Source organism: Curvibacter sp. CHRR-16, from assembly GCF_018474005.1.
In the GTDB taxonomy this organism is placed as follows: domain Bacteria; phylum Pseudomonadota; class Gammaproteobacteria; order Burkholderiales; family Burkholderiaceae_C; genus Allorhodoferax.
Genome location: NZ_JAHCSH010000005.1, coordinates 222,815 through 237,811, shown reverse-complemented (window position 1 = coordinate 237,811; position 14,997 = coordinate 222,815). Strand labels below are relative to the sequence as shown.

The window sequence follows — 14,997 nt, the reverse complement described above, 5'->3', positions numbered from 1 at the left end:
GGCCATGAAAGGAATAGCACACTATGTCCAGTACGACCGTTGCTGAATTCGCCAACGAACTGAAAAAATCGACCGACACTTTGCTCGAGCAACTGCAGGCAGCCGGATTGAACAAACAATCCGCCGCCGACACTTTGACCGACGGTGATAAACAAAAATTGTTGAGCTACCTGCAAAGCAGCCATGGCACAGCCTCGGGCGAACGCAAAAAGATCACCTTGGTGAAAAAACAAACCACAGAGATCAAACAAGCTGACGCTACCGGCAAAGCCCGTACCATCCAAGTGGAGGTGCGCAAGAAACGCACGTTTGTGCGCCGTGATGAGCCAGAAAGTGCTGTTGCTGATGAAAGCAACAGCAACGCGGAGGACGCACAAGCTGCGGCGGATGCCGCTGCAGCACAGCAAGCCGAACTGGCCAAGCGTGAGGAAGAGGCTCGCCGTCAGGCTGAGCTGATTCGTCGCCAAGAAGAAGAACTGGCACAACGTCGCAAAGAGCGCGAAGAGGCGCAAGAGCGTGAGCGTTTGGAAGCCGAGCGAAAAGCAGCAGAAGAAGCACAACGCAAAGCACAAGAGCAAGCCCGCTTGCAAGCCCAAGCCACCCAACAGCAAGTGGTGGCATCGGCACCTGAGCCGGTGACCAAACCCGCAGAAACGAACAACGTTGCAGCGGCTGCGCAAGCGGCCAAAGACGCAGCCAAAGAAGCCCAAGCGCGTGAAAACGCGGCCAAAGCGGCCGAAGATGCTGCCCGTGCCCAAGAGTTGAGCGAACGTCGGCGTAAAGCGGAAGCGGAAGCTGCGGCAATCCGTTCCATGATGGCGGCCCCCAAGAAGGTGTTGGTCGCCAAAAAGCCCGAAGAACCCAAGCCCGCTGAAAAAGCAGCGAACAAGGGGACTTTGCACAAGCCTGCTACGCCGGCCAAACCTGCCAAGCCCGCTGAAGGCGCAGCCACTGGTGCAGCGGCTGCTGACCGTCCGGGTGCCAGCAAAGAAGTGCGTTCGGCCAAGCTCTCTAGCAGTTGGTCTACCGACGAGCAGAAAAAGAAAGAAATCAAAACCCGTGGTGGTGACGCCAGTGACGGTGCGCGTGCCGGTTCTTGGCGCAGTGGCCCCAAGAATAGGCGCAATGACCGCAATGACCGCCGTGAGGTGGCTGTAGCAGCGCCTGTAGAAGCCCGTGTCATTGAAGTGCACGTTCCAGAAACCATCACTGTGGCCGAACTGGCGCACAAGATGTCGATCAAAGCCTCTGAAGTCATCAAGCAATTGATGAAGCTGGGGCAGATGGTGACCATCAACCAACCGCTGGATCAAGACACCGCCATGATCGTGGTGGAGGAACTGGGTCACAAAGCGGTGGTGGCTGCACTGGATGATCCAGAAGCCTTTACCGATGAAGAATCCCAAGCCCACCAAGCCGAAGCCATGCCGCGCGCTCCGGTGGTCACAGTCATGGGTCACGTTGACCACGGTAAAACGTCTTTGCTCGATTACATTCGTCGTGCCAAAGTAGCTGCAGGCGAAGCTGGTGGCATTACCCAGCACATTGGTGCCTATCACGTGGAAACTCCTCGCGGTATGGTGACCTTCTTGGATACCCCCGGTCACGAGGCCTTCACAGCCATGCGTGCCCGCGGAGCACAAGCGACTGACGTGGTTATCTTGGTCTGCGCGGCCGATGACGGTGTCATGCCTCAGACCAAAGAAGCGGTCAAGCACGCCAAAGCGGCCAAGGTGCCTATCGTGGTAGCCATTACCAAGGCCGACAAGCCCGATGCCAACCCCGATCGCGTCAAGCAAGAGTTGGTCAACGAAGAGGTGGTGCCCGAAGAATACGGTGGTGATTCTCCGTTTGTGGCTGTATCGTCCAAGACAGGCATGGGCATTGATGAGTTGCTCGAACAAGTGCTGTTGCAAGCCGAGGTCTTGGAGCTCAAGGCTCCCGTCGAAGCCGCAGCTAAGGGTTTGGTGATTGAAGCCAAGCTGGACAAGGGTCGTGGCCCTGTCGCCACTATGCTGGTGCAATCGGGTACCCTCAATGTGGGCGACGTAGTACTGGCTGGCCAAACCTATGGCCGTGTGCGCGCCATGCTGGATGAAAACGGTCAAAAGATTGACGCTGCTGGCCCATCGATTCCAGTTGAAATCCAAGGCTTGACCGAAGTGCCCCAAGCCGGTGATGACTTCATGGTGATGGCCGACGAACGCCGTGCACGTGAAATCGCCACTTACCGCGCTGGCAAATTCCGCAACACCAAGCTGGCTAAGCAGCAAGCGGCCAAGTTGGAGAACATGTTCTCCGAAATGGGTGCTGGCGACGTCAAGACCTTGCCTATCATCATCAAGGCCGACGTACAAGGTTCGCAAGAAGCGTTGGCCGCATCGCTGCTCAAGCTCTCGACCGAAGAAGTCAAGGTGCAATTGGTGTATGCCGGTGTGGGCGGCATCAGTGAATCAGACGTCAACTTGGCCCTGGCTTCCAAGGCCATCGTGATTGGCTTTAACACCCGTGCGGACGCGGGCGCTCGCAAACTGGCAGAAACCAACGATGTGGATATCCACTACTACAACATCATTTACGATGCCGTGGATGAGTTGAAGGCTGCCATGTCCGGCATGTTGGCACCGGAGAAACGCGAAGAGGTCATCGGCATGGCCGAAATCCGTACCGTATTCGTGGCGTCCAAGATCGGTACAGTGGCAGGTTGTATGGTCACTTCGGGCTTTGTCACCCGCAGCGCGCACTTCCGTCTGTTGCGCGACAACGTGGTGATCTACACTGGCGAATTGGAATCCTTGAAGCGCATGAAGGACGATGTCCGCGAAGTCAAGGAAGGCTTCGAGTGCGGTATCAAGCTCAAGAACTACAACGACATCTCCGAAGGAGATCAGTTGGAATTCTTCGAGATCAAGGAAATCGCTCGTACTTTGTAAAGCAAACCTCCGTACATGCGCAAGAAGTCTTCTGTACCCAATCGCGGCTTTCGAGTGGCCGATCAGATCCAGCGTGATCTGAGCGAGCTCATCAGCCGCGAGTTGAAAGATCCCCGCGTGGGTATGGTCACTATCCAGTCCGTGGAGGTGACCCCTGATTACGCCCATGCCAAGGTATTTTTCAGCGTGTTGGTGGGCAATCCGCAGGAATGCGCCGAAGGCCTGAACCAAGCAGCAGGCTTTTTGCGCAGTGGCTTGTTCAAGCGATTGCAAATCCACACCGTGCCTACGCTGCACTTTGTGTTTGACCATACCCCTGAACGCGCTGCCGGTATGAACGCCTTGATTGCCAAGGCGGTGGCATCTCGCACCAAAGACGCAGAGGGCTGACATGGCGCAGGCACCACGCGTACGGGTAGCCAGGCGCCCCGTACACGGGGTGCTTTTGCTGGACAAACCCATTGGTCTATCGAGTAACCAAGCCTTGCAAAAGGTCAAGTGGTTGCTGCGCGCCGAAAAAGCAGGGCATACCGGCACGCTAGACCCCTTGGCGACAGGCGTGTTGCCATTGTGTTTCGGTGCAGCTACCAAGTTCAGCCAAGCCCATTTGGATGCCGACAAAGCCTACGAAACGATTGTTCGTCTAGGGCAAAAAACGACGACTGCTGACGCGGAAGGTGCGGTTCTGCTGGAGCGCCCTGTGCATGTCGATGCAGACTTGATAGAGCATGTACTGGCGCGTTTTCGCGGCGATATTGCGCAAGTGCCACCGATGTACAGCGCACTGAAAAAAGACGGTAAGGCGCTGTATGAGTACGCCCGTGCTGGAGAGGAAGTCGAAAGAGCGTCACGCAACGTTCGTATTCACCAGTTAAAATGGGCTGCAGAGCCTATGGATATTGCTGAGCCTGCTATCAAATTGATAGTGGATTGCAGCAAAGGAACATACATCCGCACGCTCGGGGAAGACATCGGCGAAGCCTTGGGTTGCGGCGGTCATTTGAAAATGCTGCGCCGCACACGCACCGGTGCTTTTGGCTTAGAGCGTTGTATCACGCTAGAGCAACTGGAAAGCATGAGCGAGGAGCAGCGATTGCAACAGTTGTTGCCAGTCGATGTGCTACTACCTGGTTACACCGAAGTCACATTGGATGCCAGCAACGCAGGCCGTTTTTTGAGTGGCATGCGCAGGCGAGGGCAGTGGCCAGATGCCGAGCAGGTAGCGGTGTTTGCCAAAGCTAGTGCCGAGCACCCCCGCGCTTTATTGGGTAGCGCCCACATCAAGGCTGGGGAGTTGATTCCGCAGCGCTTGTTGACCCCATTGGAAATTGAACAAACCCTGGCGCAAGCCAGTCCCGTATTTTTGAAAGAACAGGAACCCACACCATGAGCGACCGCCAAATACGCAATATCGCCATCATCGCCCACGTTGACCACGGAAAAACCACCATGGTGGACCAGCTGCTGCGCCAGTCTGGCACCTTTGCCGAGCATGAAAAGGTGGTTGACACGGTGATGGACAACAACGCGATTGAAAAAGAGCGTGGCATCACGATTTTGGCCAAAAACTGCGCCGTGAGCTGGAAAGGCACCCACATCAATATCGTGGATACCCCCGGACACGCGGACTTTGGCGGAGAAGTAGAGCGTGCGTTGTCCATGGTAGACAGCGTGCTACTGCTGATCGATGCGCAAGAAGGGCCCATGCCGCAAACCCGCTTTGTGACCAAAAAGGCCTTGGCTTTGGGTCTCAAGCCCATCTTGGTGGTGAATAAGGTTGACAAACCCGGTGCCAACCCTGACAAGGTAGTGAATGCCGCTTTTGACTTGTTTGACAAGCTGGGCGCAACCGATGAACAGCTCGACTTCCCTGTGGTGTATGCCTCCGGCATCAACGGCTGGTCGTCGTTGGAAGAGGGCGCTCCTGGTGAGCAATGGGGCCCTGACATGTCAGCCCTGTTCGACACCATTTTGAAGCACGTTCCTGCGAATGCTGGCGATCCGACTGCACCGCTGCAATTGCAAATTTCTGCGCTCGATTACTCGTCTTTTGTCGGCCGTATCGGCGTCGGCCGTGTGAGCCAAGGCACCATCAAACCTGGGCAAGACGTTCTGGTAATGGAAGGGCCTGAGGGCAAGCAAGCGAAAGGGCGCATCAACCAAGTGCTGACATTCCAGGGCTTGGATCGCATGCAAACCCCGGAAGCAGGTCCCGGCGACATCGTGCTGATTAACGGTATTGAAGACATCGGAATCGGCGTGACTGTGACAGACCCCGCCAATCCACAACCATTGCCTATGCTCAAGGTGGATGAACCGACGCTGACCATGAACTTCTGCGTCAATACATCGCCACTGGCTGGACGTGAAGGCAAGTTTGTGACCAGCCGCCAAATTTGGGATCGTTTGCAAAAAGAGTTGCAACACAACGTGGCGCTGCGCGTCAAAGAAACCGATGAAGATGGTATTTTTGAAGTCTCTGGCCGCGGTGAATTGCACTTGACCATTTTGTTGGAAAACATGCGCCGTGAAGGCTATGAGCTGGCCGTGTCCAAACCCCGCGTGCTGTTCAAAGAAATCAATGGCGAACGCTGCGAGCCTATCGAGATGGTGACTGCAGACATCGAAGAAGGCCACCAAGGTGGCGTGATGCAGGCACTGGGTGAGCGCAAGGGCGAATTGGTCAACATGGAACCCGATGGCCGTGGTCGTGTGCGTTTGGAATACCGCATTCCTGCCCGTGGCCTGATTGGTTTCTCCAACGAGTTTTTGAACTTGACCCGTGGTTCCGGCCTGATCAGCAACATTTTTGACAGCTATGAGCCACACAAGGGTGAGATCGCTAGTCGCAAAAACGGTGTGCTGATCTCCATGGATGACGGGGAGATTTTCACCTACGCGCTGGGCAAGCTTGATGACCGCGGCCGCATGTTTGTGAAAGCCAACGACCCGGTATACGAAGGCATGATCGTCGGTATACATAGCCGCGACAACGACTTGGTGGTGAACGCAACCCGCACCAAGCAGTTGACCAACTTCCGTGTCAGCGGCAAGGAAGACGCGATCAAGATCACGCCTCCGATCGAATTGACATTGGAATACGGCGTGGAGTTCATTGAGGACGATGAATTAGTGGAAATCACCCCCAAGAGCATCCGTTTGCGCAAGCGCTTCCTGAAAGAGCACGAGCGCAAGCGCGCTAGCCGCGAAGGCGCATAAGCCACTATGTCCACGTCCACCAGTACCTCTGTGGCATGGAGCCGTTCGCGCGCCATTGCCACCATGGTGCTGGTGACGCTTTTGTGGGCAACAGCGGGTGTAGTGAGTCGACAACTGCATTCCGCCCATGGTTTTGAAGTCACTTTTTGGCGTTCTGCCTTTACGGTCTTGGCCTTGACTGTGGCTTTGCCATGGCTCAAAGGGCGCCAAGTGTTTGCCAACGTGCGCCATGCTGGTTGGCATTTCTGGCTCTCCGGTGTGTGCTGGAGCGTCATGTTCACGGCGTTTATGCTGGCATTGACCATGGCCAGTGTGGGCAATGTGCTGGTCACCATGTCGATTGGGCCTTTGTTGACCGCAGTATTAGCACGCATTTTCATTGGACATCGATTGCCTGTTCGCACTGTGGTGGCTATTGCCGCCGCTGGAGCAGGTATTGCCTATATGTATGCCAGCCAGATTCAGCGCATCAGTCTCGCTGGAACCGTTATCGCTTTGTGTGTGCCTTTGGCTGGTGCCATCAATTGGACGGTGACGCAGCATGCGCATAGCCATAGCCATGGCGATGATGTTGATTTGATGACAGCCGTTTGGGTTGGAGCTGTTATTTCCTCGTTGCTTACGATCACGTTTGCGCTGCCTTTCCAAGCCACGGGATTTGATTGGCTTTGGCTGTCCTTCTTAGGTTTGTTCCAACTGGCAATCCCATGCGTGTTGAGTGTGCGTTGCGCTCAAGTGTTGGCTGCACCAGAAATGTCGCTGCTACAACTGATGGAAATCATTTTCGGAATCTTGTTGGCTTGGCTCGGCGCCAGCGAGGTGCCTGACCACGCCGTATTGGTGGGCGGCTGCGTCGTACTTGGTGCATTGATCTGCAACGAAACTTTGGCCCAAAGGCTACGCTAGATCTTGAAGTTCAAAGCAATTGATTTCTTGCCAAGAAGCTACTTCATACGATGTATATTATGTTAATAATGATGTCGCATGTTTCTTGCTTGATGCTGTTATATTGACCTCACACACATGACAGGAGTTCTTCCATGCTTTATCAGCTCTACGAAATGCAACGTTCCATGATGGAGCCTTTTGCTGATTTCGCCCAAATCGCCTCCAAGTCATTGAACAACCCACTGACGGCATTAGGACAAATCCCTTACGCGCAGCGCTGGTCAGCAGCCTACGCCTTGATGCATCGCTTGGCTAAAGACTACGAAAAGCCAGAGTTTGGTATTCGCACTATCGATGTTGATGGGGTCGATGTCGCCATACATGAGCGCATAGAAATTGACAAACCCTTTTGCCAATTGCGCCGCTTCAAGCGTTTTAGCGATGATCCAGCAACTTTGTCCAAAATGAAAGGCCAGCCTGCGGTACTGATTGTGGCACCCTTGTCAGGCCACTATGCCACATTGCTACGTGACACTGTCCGCACGATGCTCAAAGACCATAAGGTCTATATCACAGACTGGAAAAACGCGCGCACAGTGCCTTTGTCAGAAGGATTATTCCACCTTGATGACTACGTGAATTACGTGCAGGAGTTCATACGGCATGTTCAATCCAACTATAGCAACTGCCATGTGATGAGCGTATGTCAACCCACAGTTCCTGTGCTTGCGGCGGTTTCTTTGATGGCTTCGCGCGGTGAAAAAGCCCCCCTGAGCATGACCATGATGGGGGGGCCTATCGATGCGCGCAAATCACCGACTGCAGTGAACAACTTGGCCATGACCAAGAGCCACAATTGGTTTGAAAACAATGTTATTTACCGTGTTCCAGAAAGCTTTCCAGGTGCCGGCAGACGCGTTTATCCTGGTTTTTTACAGCACAGTGGTTTTGTGGCAATGAACCCAGACCATCATGCTAAGAGTCACTACGATTATTTTGAGGATCTACTCAAAGGGGATGATGCCAGCGCGGAAGCGCATCGTCGCTTTTACGATGAATACAATGCCGTACTCGATATGGATGCTGAGTACTACCTCGAAACAATTCGGGTCGTATTCCAAGACTTTGCACTGGTCAATGGCACATGGGATGTCCGCTCTCCTGATGGCAAACTCGAGCGAGTAAAGCCTGCTGATATTCGAACCACAGCATTACTGTCCGTGGAAGGAGAGCTTGACGATATCTCTGGATCCGGTCAAACCCAAGCAGTTCATGATCTGTGCAGTCAAGTCCCAATCACTCACAAACGCCATTACGAAGCCAAGGGTGCTGGACATTACGGTATTTTCTCCGGCCGCCGCTGGCGCGAAATGGTATACCCTCAAGTGAAAGATTTCATCTTGGCACACCAAACCACAATCAAGCCAGTGACAGCAGCAAAAAAATCAAAAGTCAGTATTGGATGAGCGATTTTGAAGAACGGGTTGTACAAATACATGCAGCCCTCCCCCAAACCCAATGCCAGCGCTGCGGGTTCGATGATTGCTTTGCTTATGCGCAAGCGATTGCCAAAGGCGAGGCAATTAATCGTTGCGCACCGGGTGGACAAGAAGGCATTGAGCGTATAGCCCATATTACCCAGCAAGCTTCTGTCGCTTTGGATGCCAATTATGGTCAAGAACAGGCTCGTACGGTTGTATGGATAGATGAGGATTGGTGCATTGGTTGCACGCTGTGCATGAAAGCGTGTCCAGTGGATGCGATTATTGGAACCAACAAGCGCATGCATACCGTATTGGAAAACGTCTGCACAGGATGCGAATTGTGCTTGCCAGTATGCCCTGTAGATTGCATGCGTACCGATACGGTAAGTGGTTTGCAAACTGGCTGGGCGGCTTGGTCAAGTCAGCAAGCGGCCGATGCATTGGCGCGCTATACACTGCGTCAGCAACGACAAACCAGAGAGGCGCGCATCCATCAAGAAGAAATGGTTGAAAAAGCACAGGCCAAATTAGCTGACATTGCACAGCATTCTCAGATAGCGGAGACCGCTGTACTGGATGTCAAAAAGACCATGATTGAAGCAGCGATTCAGCGCGCAAAAGTGCGACTGAAAAATTAAGCATATACAAAGAAAAAGCGCGTTAGCTTTTAGCTAACGCGCTTTGAATTGGTCGGTGTGAAAGGATTCGAACCTTCGACCCCTTGCACCCCATGCAAGTGCGCTACCAGGCTGCGCCACACACCGAAGACTTGAATTCTACACCGATTTATTTGAGCAAATCCCGAATTGCGATTAATTCTTGGCGAAGATTCGTCCAGTCTTGTTTTGTTGCTGGCCTTGGTTCCTCTAACAGCGTTTTGGAAGCCACATTCGACTCATGGGGCGCAGTAGGCGGGGCCAACTCATCCAATGCTTCTTGTATCCGGTTGCGTGCACCGCTGATGGTAAATCCTTGGTCGTATAACAACTCGCGAATACGCCGAATCATCAGTACCTCATGGTGTTGGTAATAACGGCGATTACCCCTGCGTTTGATGGGACGCAATTGGGTGAACTCTTGCTCCCAATACCGCAGCACATGCGGTTTTACATCGCACAACTCCCCTACTTCACCAATTGTGAAGTAGCGTTTCGCGGGTATAGCAGGCAACGACGACATGATCCGTCAAGTAAAGAAACTGATCTTGTTCATTCAACCACTTGAAGAGAGTCTTTCAACTTCACGCTGGGATGGAACGTGACTACATGACGCTCTTGTATGGGAATGACTTCACCAGTACGCGGATTACGCCCTGGACGGGCTGCTTTTTTACGAATCTGGAAATTTCCAAACCCACTGAGTTTGACGTCCGTACCATGCAGTAGAGACTCGGTGATTTGATCGAAGAAAGCATCTATCAAATCTTTTGCCTCGCGCTTGTTCAAACCGATTTGCTCAAACAGCAAATCGGCCAATTGCGCTTTGGTAAGCGCAGGCGTTTCAAGACTTTCGAAGGAAAAATCCATAGTGTTTAGACAAACTAAGCGCGTAAACGAGCACCAACTGCTGCCGTCAATTGTGCCAAGATTGCTTGAATACTGGCTTCAATTTCTGCCTCAGTCAAATTGCCTTGTTCACTTTGCAATACAAGACGAATGGCCCAACTGGCTTCAGCAACATCTACACCTTGTGGTTTGTAAATATCAAACAAAGTTGCATCTTGCAGGAGACCATTGGTAGGGGCTTGCCAAATCGCTCCCATCAAGTCTCCATAAGTAACGCCAGCTGGTACCAGTACAGCGATATCCTTTTGAACAGATTGGTACTTACTGACTGGCAGAGGCTTGGGAAGTGTGCGATTAAGGACCGCTTGCCAGTCCAACTCAAACACGATTGGAGCCAAAGAGAGCTCATATTTTTGCACCCACAAGGGATGCAGCTGCCCCATAAAGCCTATCACTTGGTCATCAATGTATATTTCTGCACTGCGACCGGGGTGCAAAGCAGGGTGTGATTTGGCAACGAAACGGGGGAAAAGAGGTGCCAACAGCGCTTCTACATCGGCTTTGATGTCGTAGAAATCCACTTCACGACTCTTCACACCCCATTGCATCGCTGTATGCGCGCCAGCGGCTAGCCCTGCAACGCGCATAGGTTGCTCAAATCCGCGCACGGTGGCCAGCGAGTCTGTGATTGTGCTGTTGTGCCAGAAAACACGCCCGACTTCAAAAATGCGCAAGCGTGGCTGCTTGCGAGCCAAATTGAACTGAAGCACTTGAATCAATGAAGGCACGATGCTAGAGCGCATCACATCCAGCTGGCTAGCAATCGGATTGAGCAAGCGAATAGACTTATCCACGCCCCCCAACTGTTGATTGGATGCCGAGTCAATGAAACTGAAATTGATGGTCTCTTGGTATCCAAGCGATGCTAACAAACGCTTAGCTTGGAAAATTGGACGTTTTTCCTCAGAATGAATCCGTGCTGTCACCTGCGCTAGTGGCGCGGTGTCGGGAAGGTTGTTATACCCGATGATGCGCACCACTTCTTCCACCAAATCCTCTTCAATCTGAATATCAAAGCGGTAAGACGGAACCGTGACTGTGATCACGTCACCGCCAACTTGGAATGGCAAACCCAAGCGAGAAAAAACATCGGTGCACTGTTCGCAAGTCAAAGCAATGCCAATGATTTTGGCAGCACGACTAACGCGCATGTTGACCTGTCTGGTGGCCGGCATATTAACAACTTGGTCATCGATTGGACCCACTTGCGTCTCTGATGTGCCGCAAATATCCAAAATCAACTGGGTGATGTGGTCAATATGCTCTGGTATGGATGCTGGATCGACACCTCGTTCGAAGCGATGACCTGCATCGGTCGAAAAATTAAATCGACGTGAGCGACCTGCTATAGCTTCTGGCCACCAAAATGCTGCCTCAATGTAAATATTGCGGGTTTCATCACCAACAGCGGAGGCCTCTCCCCCCATGATGCCAGCGAGAGACTCAAGTCCTGCGGTATCGGCAACCACTCCAACTTGTTCATCAACTGTGATGGTGCTGCCATTGAGCAATTTCAGTGACTCTCCAGCTCGCCCCCAGCGTACTTGCAGATCGCCAGTGATTTTGTCTAAGTCGAAAATATGCGAAGGACGCCCCAACTCAAACATCACGTAGTTAGAAATATCGACCAGTGCATTGACACTGCGTTGACCACTGCGTGCTAAACGATCCACCATCCATCTAGGGGTTATTGCCTTCGGATTAATACCACGCACAATTCGACCTGCAAAACGGCCACACAAATCCGGTGCTTGAATTTGAGCGACTTGTCGCTCTGCAAGAGTAACTGCAATGGCGCTAGTTTTAGGCTCCACAAGGGGGGCACCAGTCAGTGCAGCAAGCTCACGCGCGACCCCATAAACACTTAGGCAATGAGCCAAATTAGGTGTTAATTTGAGCGTAAATAGGGTGTCGTTGAGTTGTAGATATTCACGAATGTCTTGCCCCAAAGGCGCATCCAGAGGCAACTCCAGCAAACCTCCAGTGTCCTCGACTTTCAAGCGCAACTCACGGGCAGAGCACAGCATGCCGTAACTCTCAACTCCCCGGAGTTTTCCTACTTTGATTGAGAAGGGTTTACCATCTTCACCGGGCGGGAGTTCCGCCCCCACCAAAGCACACGGAACACGGATTCCGACTCGTGCGTTCGAAGCACCACAAACAATGGTGAGCAATTCAGCGCCAGTATCGACTTTGCATACACGCAAGCGATCCGCATTCGGATGCTGCTCTGCTTCTTTAATTTCCCCGACCACAATTTTGTGAAATGGAGGAGCAACAGGCTCCAAATCCTCTACTTCCATGCCTGCCATCGTCAATACATCGGCCAGCGCCTGTGTCGATAGCGAGGGATTACAAAATGATCTCAACCAAGATTCTGAAAATTGCATGACAAATAGGCCCGTAGGCTACAAGGTTTTATTGAAACTGCGAAAGGAAGCGAATATCGCCTTCAAAGAATTGGCGTAAATCACTCACCCCATAACGCAGCATCGCCAAGCGATCAATTCCGGAGCCAAATGCAAACCCTATATATCGCTCAGGATCTAACCCCATGTTTCGTATCACGTTGGGATGCACTTGGCCAGAGCCAGATACTTCTAACCAACGTCCTTTTAGTGGACCTGATTCAAACATGATGTCGATTTCAGCACTGGGCTCAGTGAAGGGAAAGTAACTTGGACGGAAACGCAACTTCAGAGCATTTGTCTCAAAGAACTGGGTTATGAAATTGAGATAAACAGCTTTCAAATCCTTGAAGCTGACGGCCTCACCAATCCACAAACCTTCTACCTGGTGAAACATAGGGGAGTGAGTCGCATCACTGTCTACGCGGTAGGTACGCCCAGGGGCAATCACACGAATCTCGGGCATATCCCCGGCAAATAACTGGTTCTTCGCAATATCAAAATCCCCCCCATGTTTCCTCACATGGGCCTGCGCATAACGTACTTGCATTGGACTGGTGTGTGGGCGCAAGTTGTAATAGTTGCCATCCGCACCAACCGCATCTACATAAAACGTATCCTGCATGGATCGTGCAGGATGATTGGGGGGGTTGTTCAACGATGTAAAGCTGAACCAGTCACTTTCGATTTCGGGCCCATCGGCCACGTCAAAGCCCATAGAAGCAAAAATAGCCTCAATGCGCTCTTGGGCCAATGTAATGGGGTGCAATCCACCTTGGGCAGACTGCCGCCGCCCAGGCAACGTTACATCCAATTGCTCAGATGCCAACTGTGCCTGCAATTCTTGGTCGGCTAATTCTTGGCGGCGTTGCTGTAATGCTGCCTCAATGGCTTGCTTGGCGACATTGATAGCAGCTCCTCGTGTTTTCTTCTCGTCCACAGAAAGTGCAGCCAGCCCTTTCATCAACTCCGTAACCTTACCTGTTTTACCCAGAAACAGTGCTTTGGCATTTTCTAATTCTGCAGGTGTTTGTGTATTTGCAAAAGCAGAGTGCGCTTCTTCTACAAGGGCTGAAAAATCTGTCATGTTCTATGGAGTAATCAGTAAAAAAGGGCTAGTGCATAAAGCTCTAGCCCTTTTCAGGTACGCAACCGCTACAGTTTATTGCAGCTCTGCGTGCATCAAGCAGCCAGCTTGGCCTTTACTTGAGCCACGATACCAGCAAATGCTGCCATGTCGTGGATTGCGATGTCAGACAAAACCTTGCGGTCGATCTCGATATTCGCTTTCTTCAAACCATTGGCAAATTGGCTGTATGTCAAACCACATTGGCGTGCTGCAGCATTGATACGAGCGATCCACAATTGGCGGAACACACGCTTCTTGGTGCGACGATCACGGTAAGCATATTGACCAGCCTTCATCACAGCCTGCTTGGCTATGCGGAAGACATTTCCACGGCGACCACGGAAACCTTTGGCCAGAGCCAAAACTTTTTTATGACGGGCTCGTGCGGTAACACCACGTTTTACGCGAGGCATAGTAACTCTCCTTGTACGCCGTTAATTAAATGCCTTGGCCGGGCAACATTTGCGCCATATGACCCATATTGGTCGAATGGACATTGGTTGCTCCGCGCAATTGGCGTTTATTCTTGGTAGTCTTCTTGGTCAAAATGTGGCGCTTAAAAGCTTGACCACGCTTGACAGTGCCACCTGGGCGTACACGAAAGCGCTTCTTGGCCGCGCTTTTGGTCTTCATCTTGGGCATGAATAGCTCCTTTTTTTGTGCTCACGAGGCGTCTGGAAATTGCTCCAGCCTTGTTGGCCTTGAGTCACTTCTAAATCCACCCAGATCCAAAGATCTGGGTAGCCAAGCATTATAGCCTATCAGGCCTCTGTAGTAGATTCTGTTTGGACTTTGCTTTGGCTCGCCGCGCCTGGTTTTTTCTTGCCTGGCGCAATCATCATGATCATTTGACGACCTTCCAACTTGGGAAATTGCTCCACAACAATGGAATCACCCAAATCATCACGCATGCGCTGCAACATTGCCAAACCAAGCTCTTGGTGTGTAATTTCGCGACCGCGAAAGCGCAAGGTGATTTTGCACTTGTCCCCGTCTTCTAAAAAACGGCGAATATTGCGCAACTTGATGTTGTAGTCACCGTCATCCGTGCCTGGACGGAATTTGACTTCTTTGACATCAATGACCTTCTGCTTTGACTTGGCTTCTGCAGCTTTTTTTTGCTCTTGGTATTTGAACTTGCCGTAGTCCATCAGACGGCAGACTGGTGGGGATGCTGTGGCAGCAATTTCCACCAGATCGACATCCAGCTCTCCTGCCATGCGGAGGGCCTCCATCAAACTCACAACTCCAATGGCCTCGTTGTTGGGGCCGACCAAGCGAAGCTCTGGCGCTGTGATTTCTCGATTCAGACGATGCTTGCGCTCTTCACGTTGGCGGCGATCACGAAATTCGGTAGCGATGGCTATATTC

The 14,997-nt window shown here is 52.1% G+C and carries 14 protein-coding genes and 1 tRNA gene; 7 read left to right on the top strand and 8 right to left on the bottom strand.

The genetic code is table 11. From position 1 onward, the window contains the following. Positions 1 to 23 precede the first annotated feature (23 nt). From infB to KIK84_RS12820, 7 genes are all read left to right on the top strand, one after another. A complete protein-coding gene (gene infB, locus KIK84_RS12850; protein WP_214123494.1) occupies positions 24 to 2,933 on the top strand; it encodes a translation initiation factor IF-2 in 2,910 nt (969 codons plus the stop codon). Between the two features lie 15 nt (positions 2,934 to 2,948). After that, positions 2,949 to 3,323, top strand: a complete 375-nt coding sequence (gene rbfA / locus KIK84_RS12845; RefSeq protein ID WP_214123493.1) for a 30S ribosome-binding factor RbfA — start codon at positions 2,949 to 2,951, stop codon at positions 3,321 to 3,323. Position 3,324: 1 nt separating this feature from the next. Then, positions 3,325 to 4,323 (top strand): tRNA pseudouridine(55) synthase TruB, encoded by a 999-nt coding sequence (truB, locus tag KIK84_RS12840; RefSeq protein ID WP_214123492.1) that lies wholly within the window; start codon positions 3,325 to 3,327, stop codon positions 4,321 to 4,323. Next, on the top strand, positions 4,320 to 6,152 hold the full coding sequence (gene typA, locus KIK84_RS12835; RefSeq protein ID WP_214123491.1) for a translational GTPase TypA: 1,833 nt from the start codon (positions 4,320 to 4,322) through the stop codon (positions 6,150 to 6,152). Before truB ends, typA begins: the two co-directional genes overlap by 4 nt. Before the next feature lie 6 nt (positions 6,153 to 6,158). Next, positions 6,159 to 7,058, top strand: coding sequence for a DMT family transporter (locus tag KIK84_RS12830; RefSeq protein ID WP_250207957.1), 900 nt, complete (start codon positions 6,159 to 6,161; stop codon positions 7,056 to 7,058). Positions 7,059 to 7,192: 134 nt separating this feature from the next. Beyond that, positions 7,193 to 8,506 (top strand): polyhydroxyalkanoate depolymerase, encoded by a 1,314-nt coding sequence (locus KIK84_RS12825; protein ID WP_214123490.1) that lies wholly within the window; start codon positions 7,193 to 7,195, stop codon positions 8,504 to 8,506. Further along, positions 8,503 to 9,162, top strand: coding sequence for an RnfABCDGE type electron transport complex subunit B (locus KIK84_RS12820; protein WP_214123489.1), 660 nt, complete (start codon positions 8,503 to 8,505; stop codon positions 9,160 to 9,162). Before KIK84_RS12825 ends, KIK84_RS12820 begins: the two co-directional genes overlap by 4 nt. A gap of 49 nt (positions 9,163 to 9,211) precedes the next feature. Here the strand turns inward: KIK84_RS12820 and KIK84_RS12815 are convergent. The 8 genes from KIK84_RS12815 to infC form a co-directional block, all read right to left on the bottom strand. Further along, positions 9,212 to 9,288: transfer RNA gene (locus KIK84_RS12815), tRNA-Pro, on the bottom strand. Positions 9,289 to 9,310: 22 nt separating this feature from the next. Continuing rightward, complete coding sequence (locus KIK84_RS12810; RefSeq protein ID WP_214123488.1) at positions 9,311 to 9,703, bottom strand: MerR family transcriptional regulator; 393 nt, start codon at positions 9,701 to 9,703, stop codon at positions 9,311 to 9,313. Positions 9,704 to 9,732: 29 nt separating this feature from the next. Further along, positions 9,733 to 10,050 carry an integration host factor subunit alpha gene (locus KIK84_RS12805; protein WP_214123487.1) on the bottom strand — a complete coding sequence of 106 codons (318 nt, stop codon included), beginning with the start codon at positions 10,048 to 10,050 and terminating at the stop codon, positions 9,733 to 9,735. A 14-nt stretch (positions 10,051 to 10,064) separates the two neighbouring features. Next, entirely contained in the window at positions 10,065 to 12,479 is a 2,415-nt protein-coding gene (gene pheT / locus KIK84_RS12800; protein WP_214123486.1) for a phenylalanine--tRNA ligase subunit beta, read from the bottom strand. 28 nt (positions 12,480 to 12,507) lie between these two features. Beyond that, positions 12,508 to 13,584: a phenylalanine--tRNA ligase subunit alpha gene (gene pheS, locus KIK84_RS12795; RefSeq protein ID WP_214123485.1), complete on the bottom strand. Its 1,077-nt coding sequence runs from the start codon at positions 13,582 to 13,584 to the stop codon at positions 12,508 to 12,510. A gap of 95 nt (positions 13,585 to 13,679) precedes the next feature. After that, on the bottom strand, positions 13,680 to 14,039 hold the full coding sequence (gene rplT / locus KIK84_RS12790) for a 50S ribosomal protein L20 (RefSeq protein WP_214123484.1): 360 nt from the start codon (positions 14,037 to 14,039) through the stop codon (positions 13,680 to 13,682). 25 nt (positions 14,040 to 14,064) lie between these two features. Beyond that, on the bottom strand, positions 14,065 to 14,268 hold the full coding sequence (rpmI, locus tag KIK84_RS12785) for a 50S ribosomal protein L35 (RefSeq protein WP_214123483.1): 204 nt from the start codon (positions 14,266 to 14,268) through the stop codon (positions 14,065 to 14,067). A gap of 119 nt (positions 14,269 to 14,387) precedes the next feature. Next, positions 14,388 to 14,993, bottom strand: a complete 606-nt coding sequence (infC, locus tag KIK84_RS12780) for a translation initiation factor IF-3 (RefSeq protein WP_349815932.1) — start codon at positions 14,991 to 14,993, stop codon at positions 14,388 to 14,390. Positions 14,994 to 14,997: the final 4 nt, after the last annotated feature.

Coding starts and splice junctions, on each gene's coding strand:
- infB (WP_214123494.1), top strand. CDS start 24: ATGTCCAGTACGACCGTTGCTGAATTCGCCAACGAACTGAAAAAATCG.
- typA (WP_214123491.1), top strand. CDS start 4,320: ATGAGCGACCGCCAAATACGCAATATCGCCATCATCGCCCACGTTGAC.
- rbfA (WP_214123493.1), top strand. CDS start 2,949: ATGCGCAAGAAGTCTTCTGTACCCAATCGCGGCTTTCGAGTGGCCGAT.
- KIK84_RS12820 (WP_214123489.1), top strand. CDS start 8,503: ATGAGCGATTTTGAAGAACGGGTTGTACAAATACATGCAGCCCTCCCC.
- pheT (WP_214123486.1), bottom strand. CDS start 12,479: ATGCAATTTTCAGAATCTTGGTTGAGATCATTTTGTAATCCCTCGCTA.
- pheS (WP_214123485.1), bottom strand. CDS start 13,584: ATGACAGATTTTTCAGCCCTTGTAGAAGAAGCGCACTCTGCTTTTGCA.
- rpmI (WP_214123483.1), bottom strand. CDS start 14,268: ATGCCCAAGATGAAGACCAAAAGCGCGGCCAAGAAGCGCTTTCGTGTA.
- KIK84_RS12830 (WP_250207957.1), top strand. CDS start 6,159: ATGTCCACGTCCACCAGTACCTCTGTGGCATGGAGCCGTTCGCGCGCC.
- truB (WP_214123492.1), top strand. CDS start 3,325: ATGGCGCAGGCACCACGCGTACGGGTAGCCAGGCGCCCCGTACACGGG.
- KIK84_RS12810 (WP_214123488.1), bottom strand. CDS start 9,703: ATGTCGTCGTTGCCTGCTATACCCGCGAAACGCTACTTCACAATTGGT.
- KIK84_RS12825 (WP_214123490.1), top strand. CDS start 7,193: ATGCTTTATCAGCTCTACGAAATGCAACGTTCCATGATGGAGCCTTTT.
- rplT (WP_214123484.1), bottom strand. CDS start 14,039: ATGCCTCGCGTAAAACGTGGTGTTACCGCACGAGCCCGTCATAAAAAA.
- KIK84_RS12805 (WP_214123487.1), bottom strand. CDS start 10,050: ATGGATTTTTCCTTCGAAAGTCTTGAAACGCCTGCGCTTACCAAAGCG.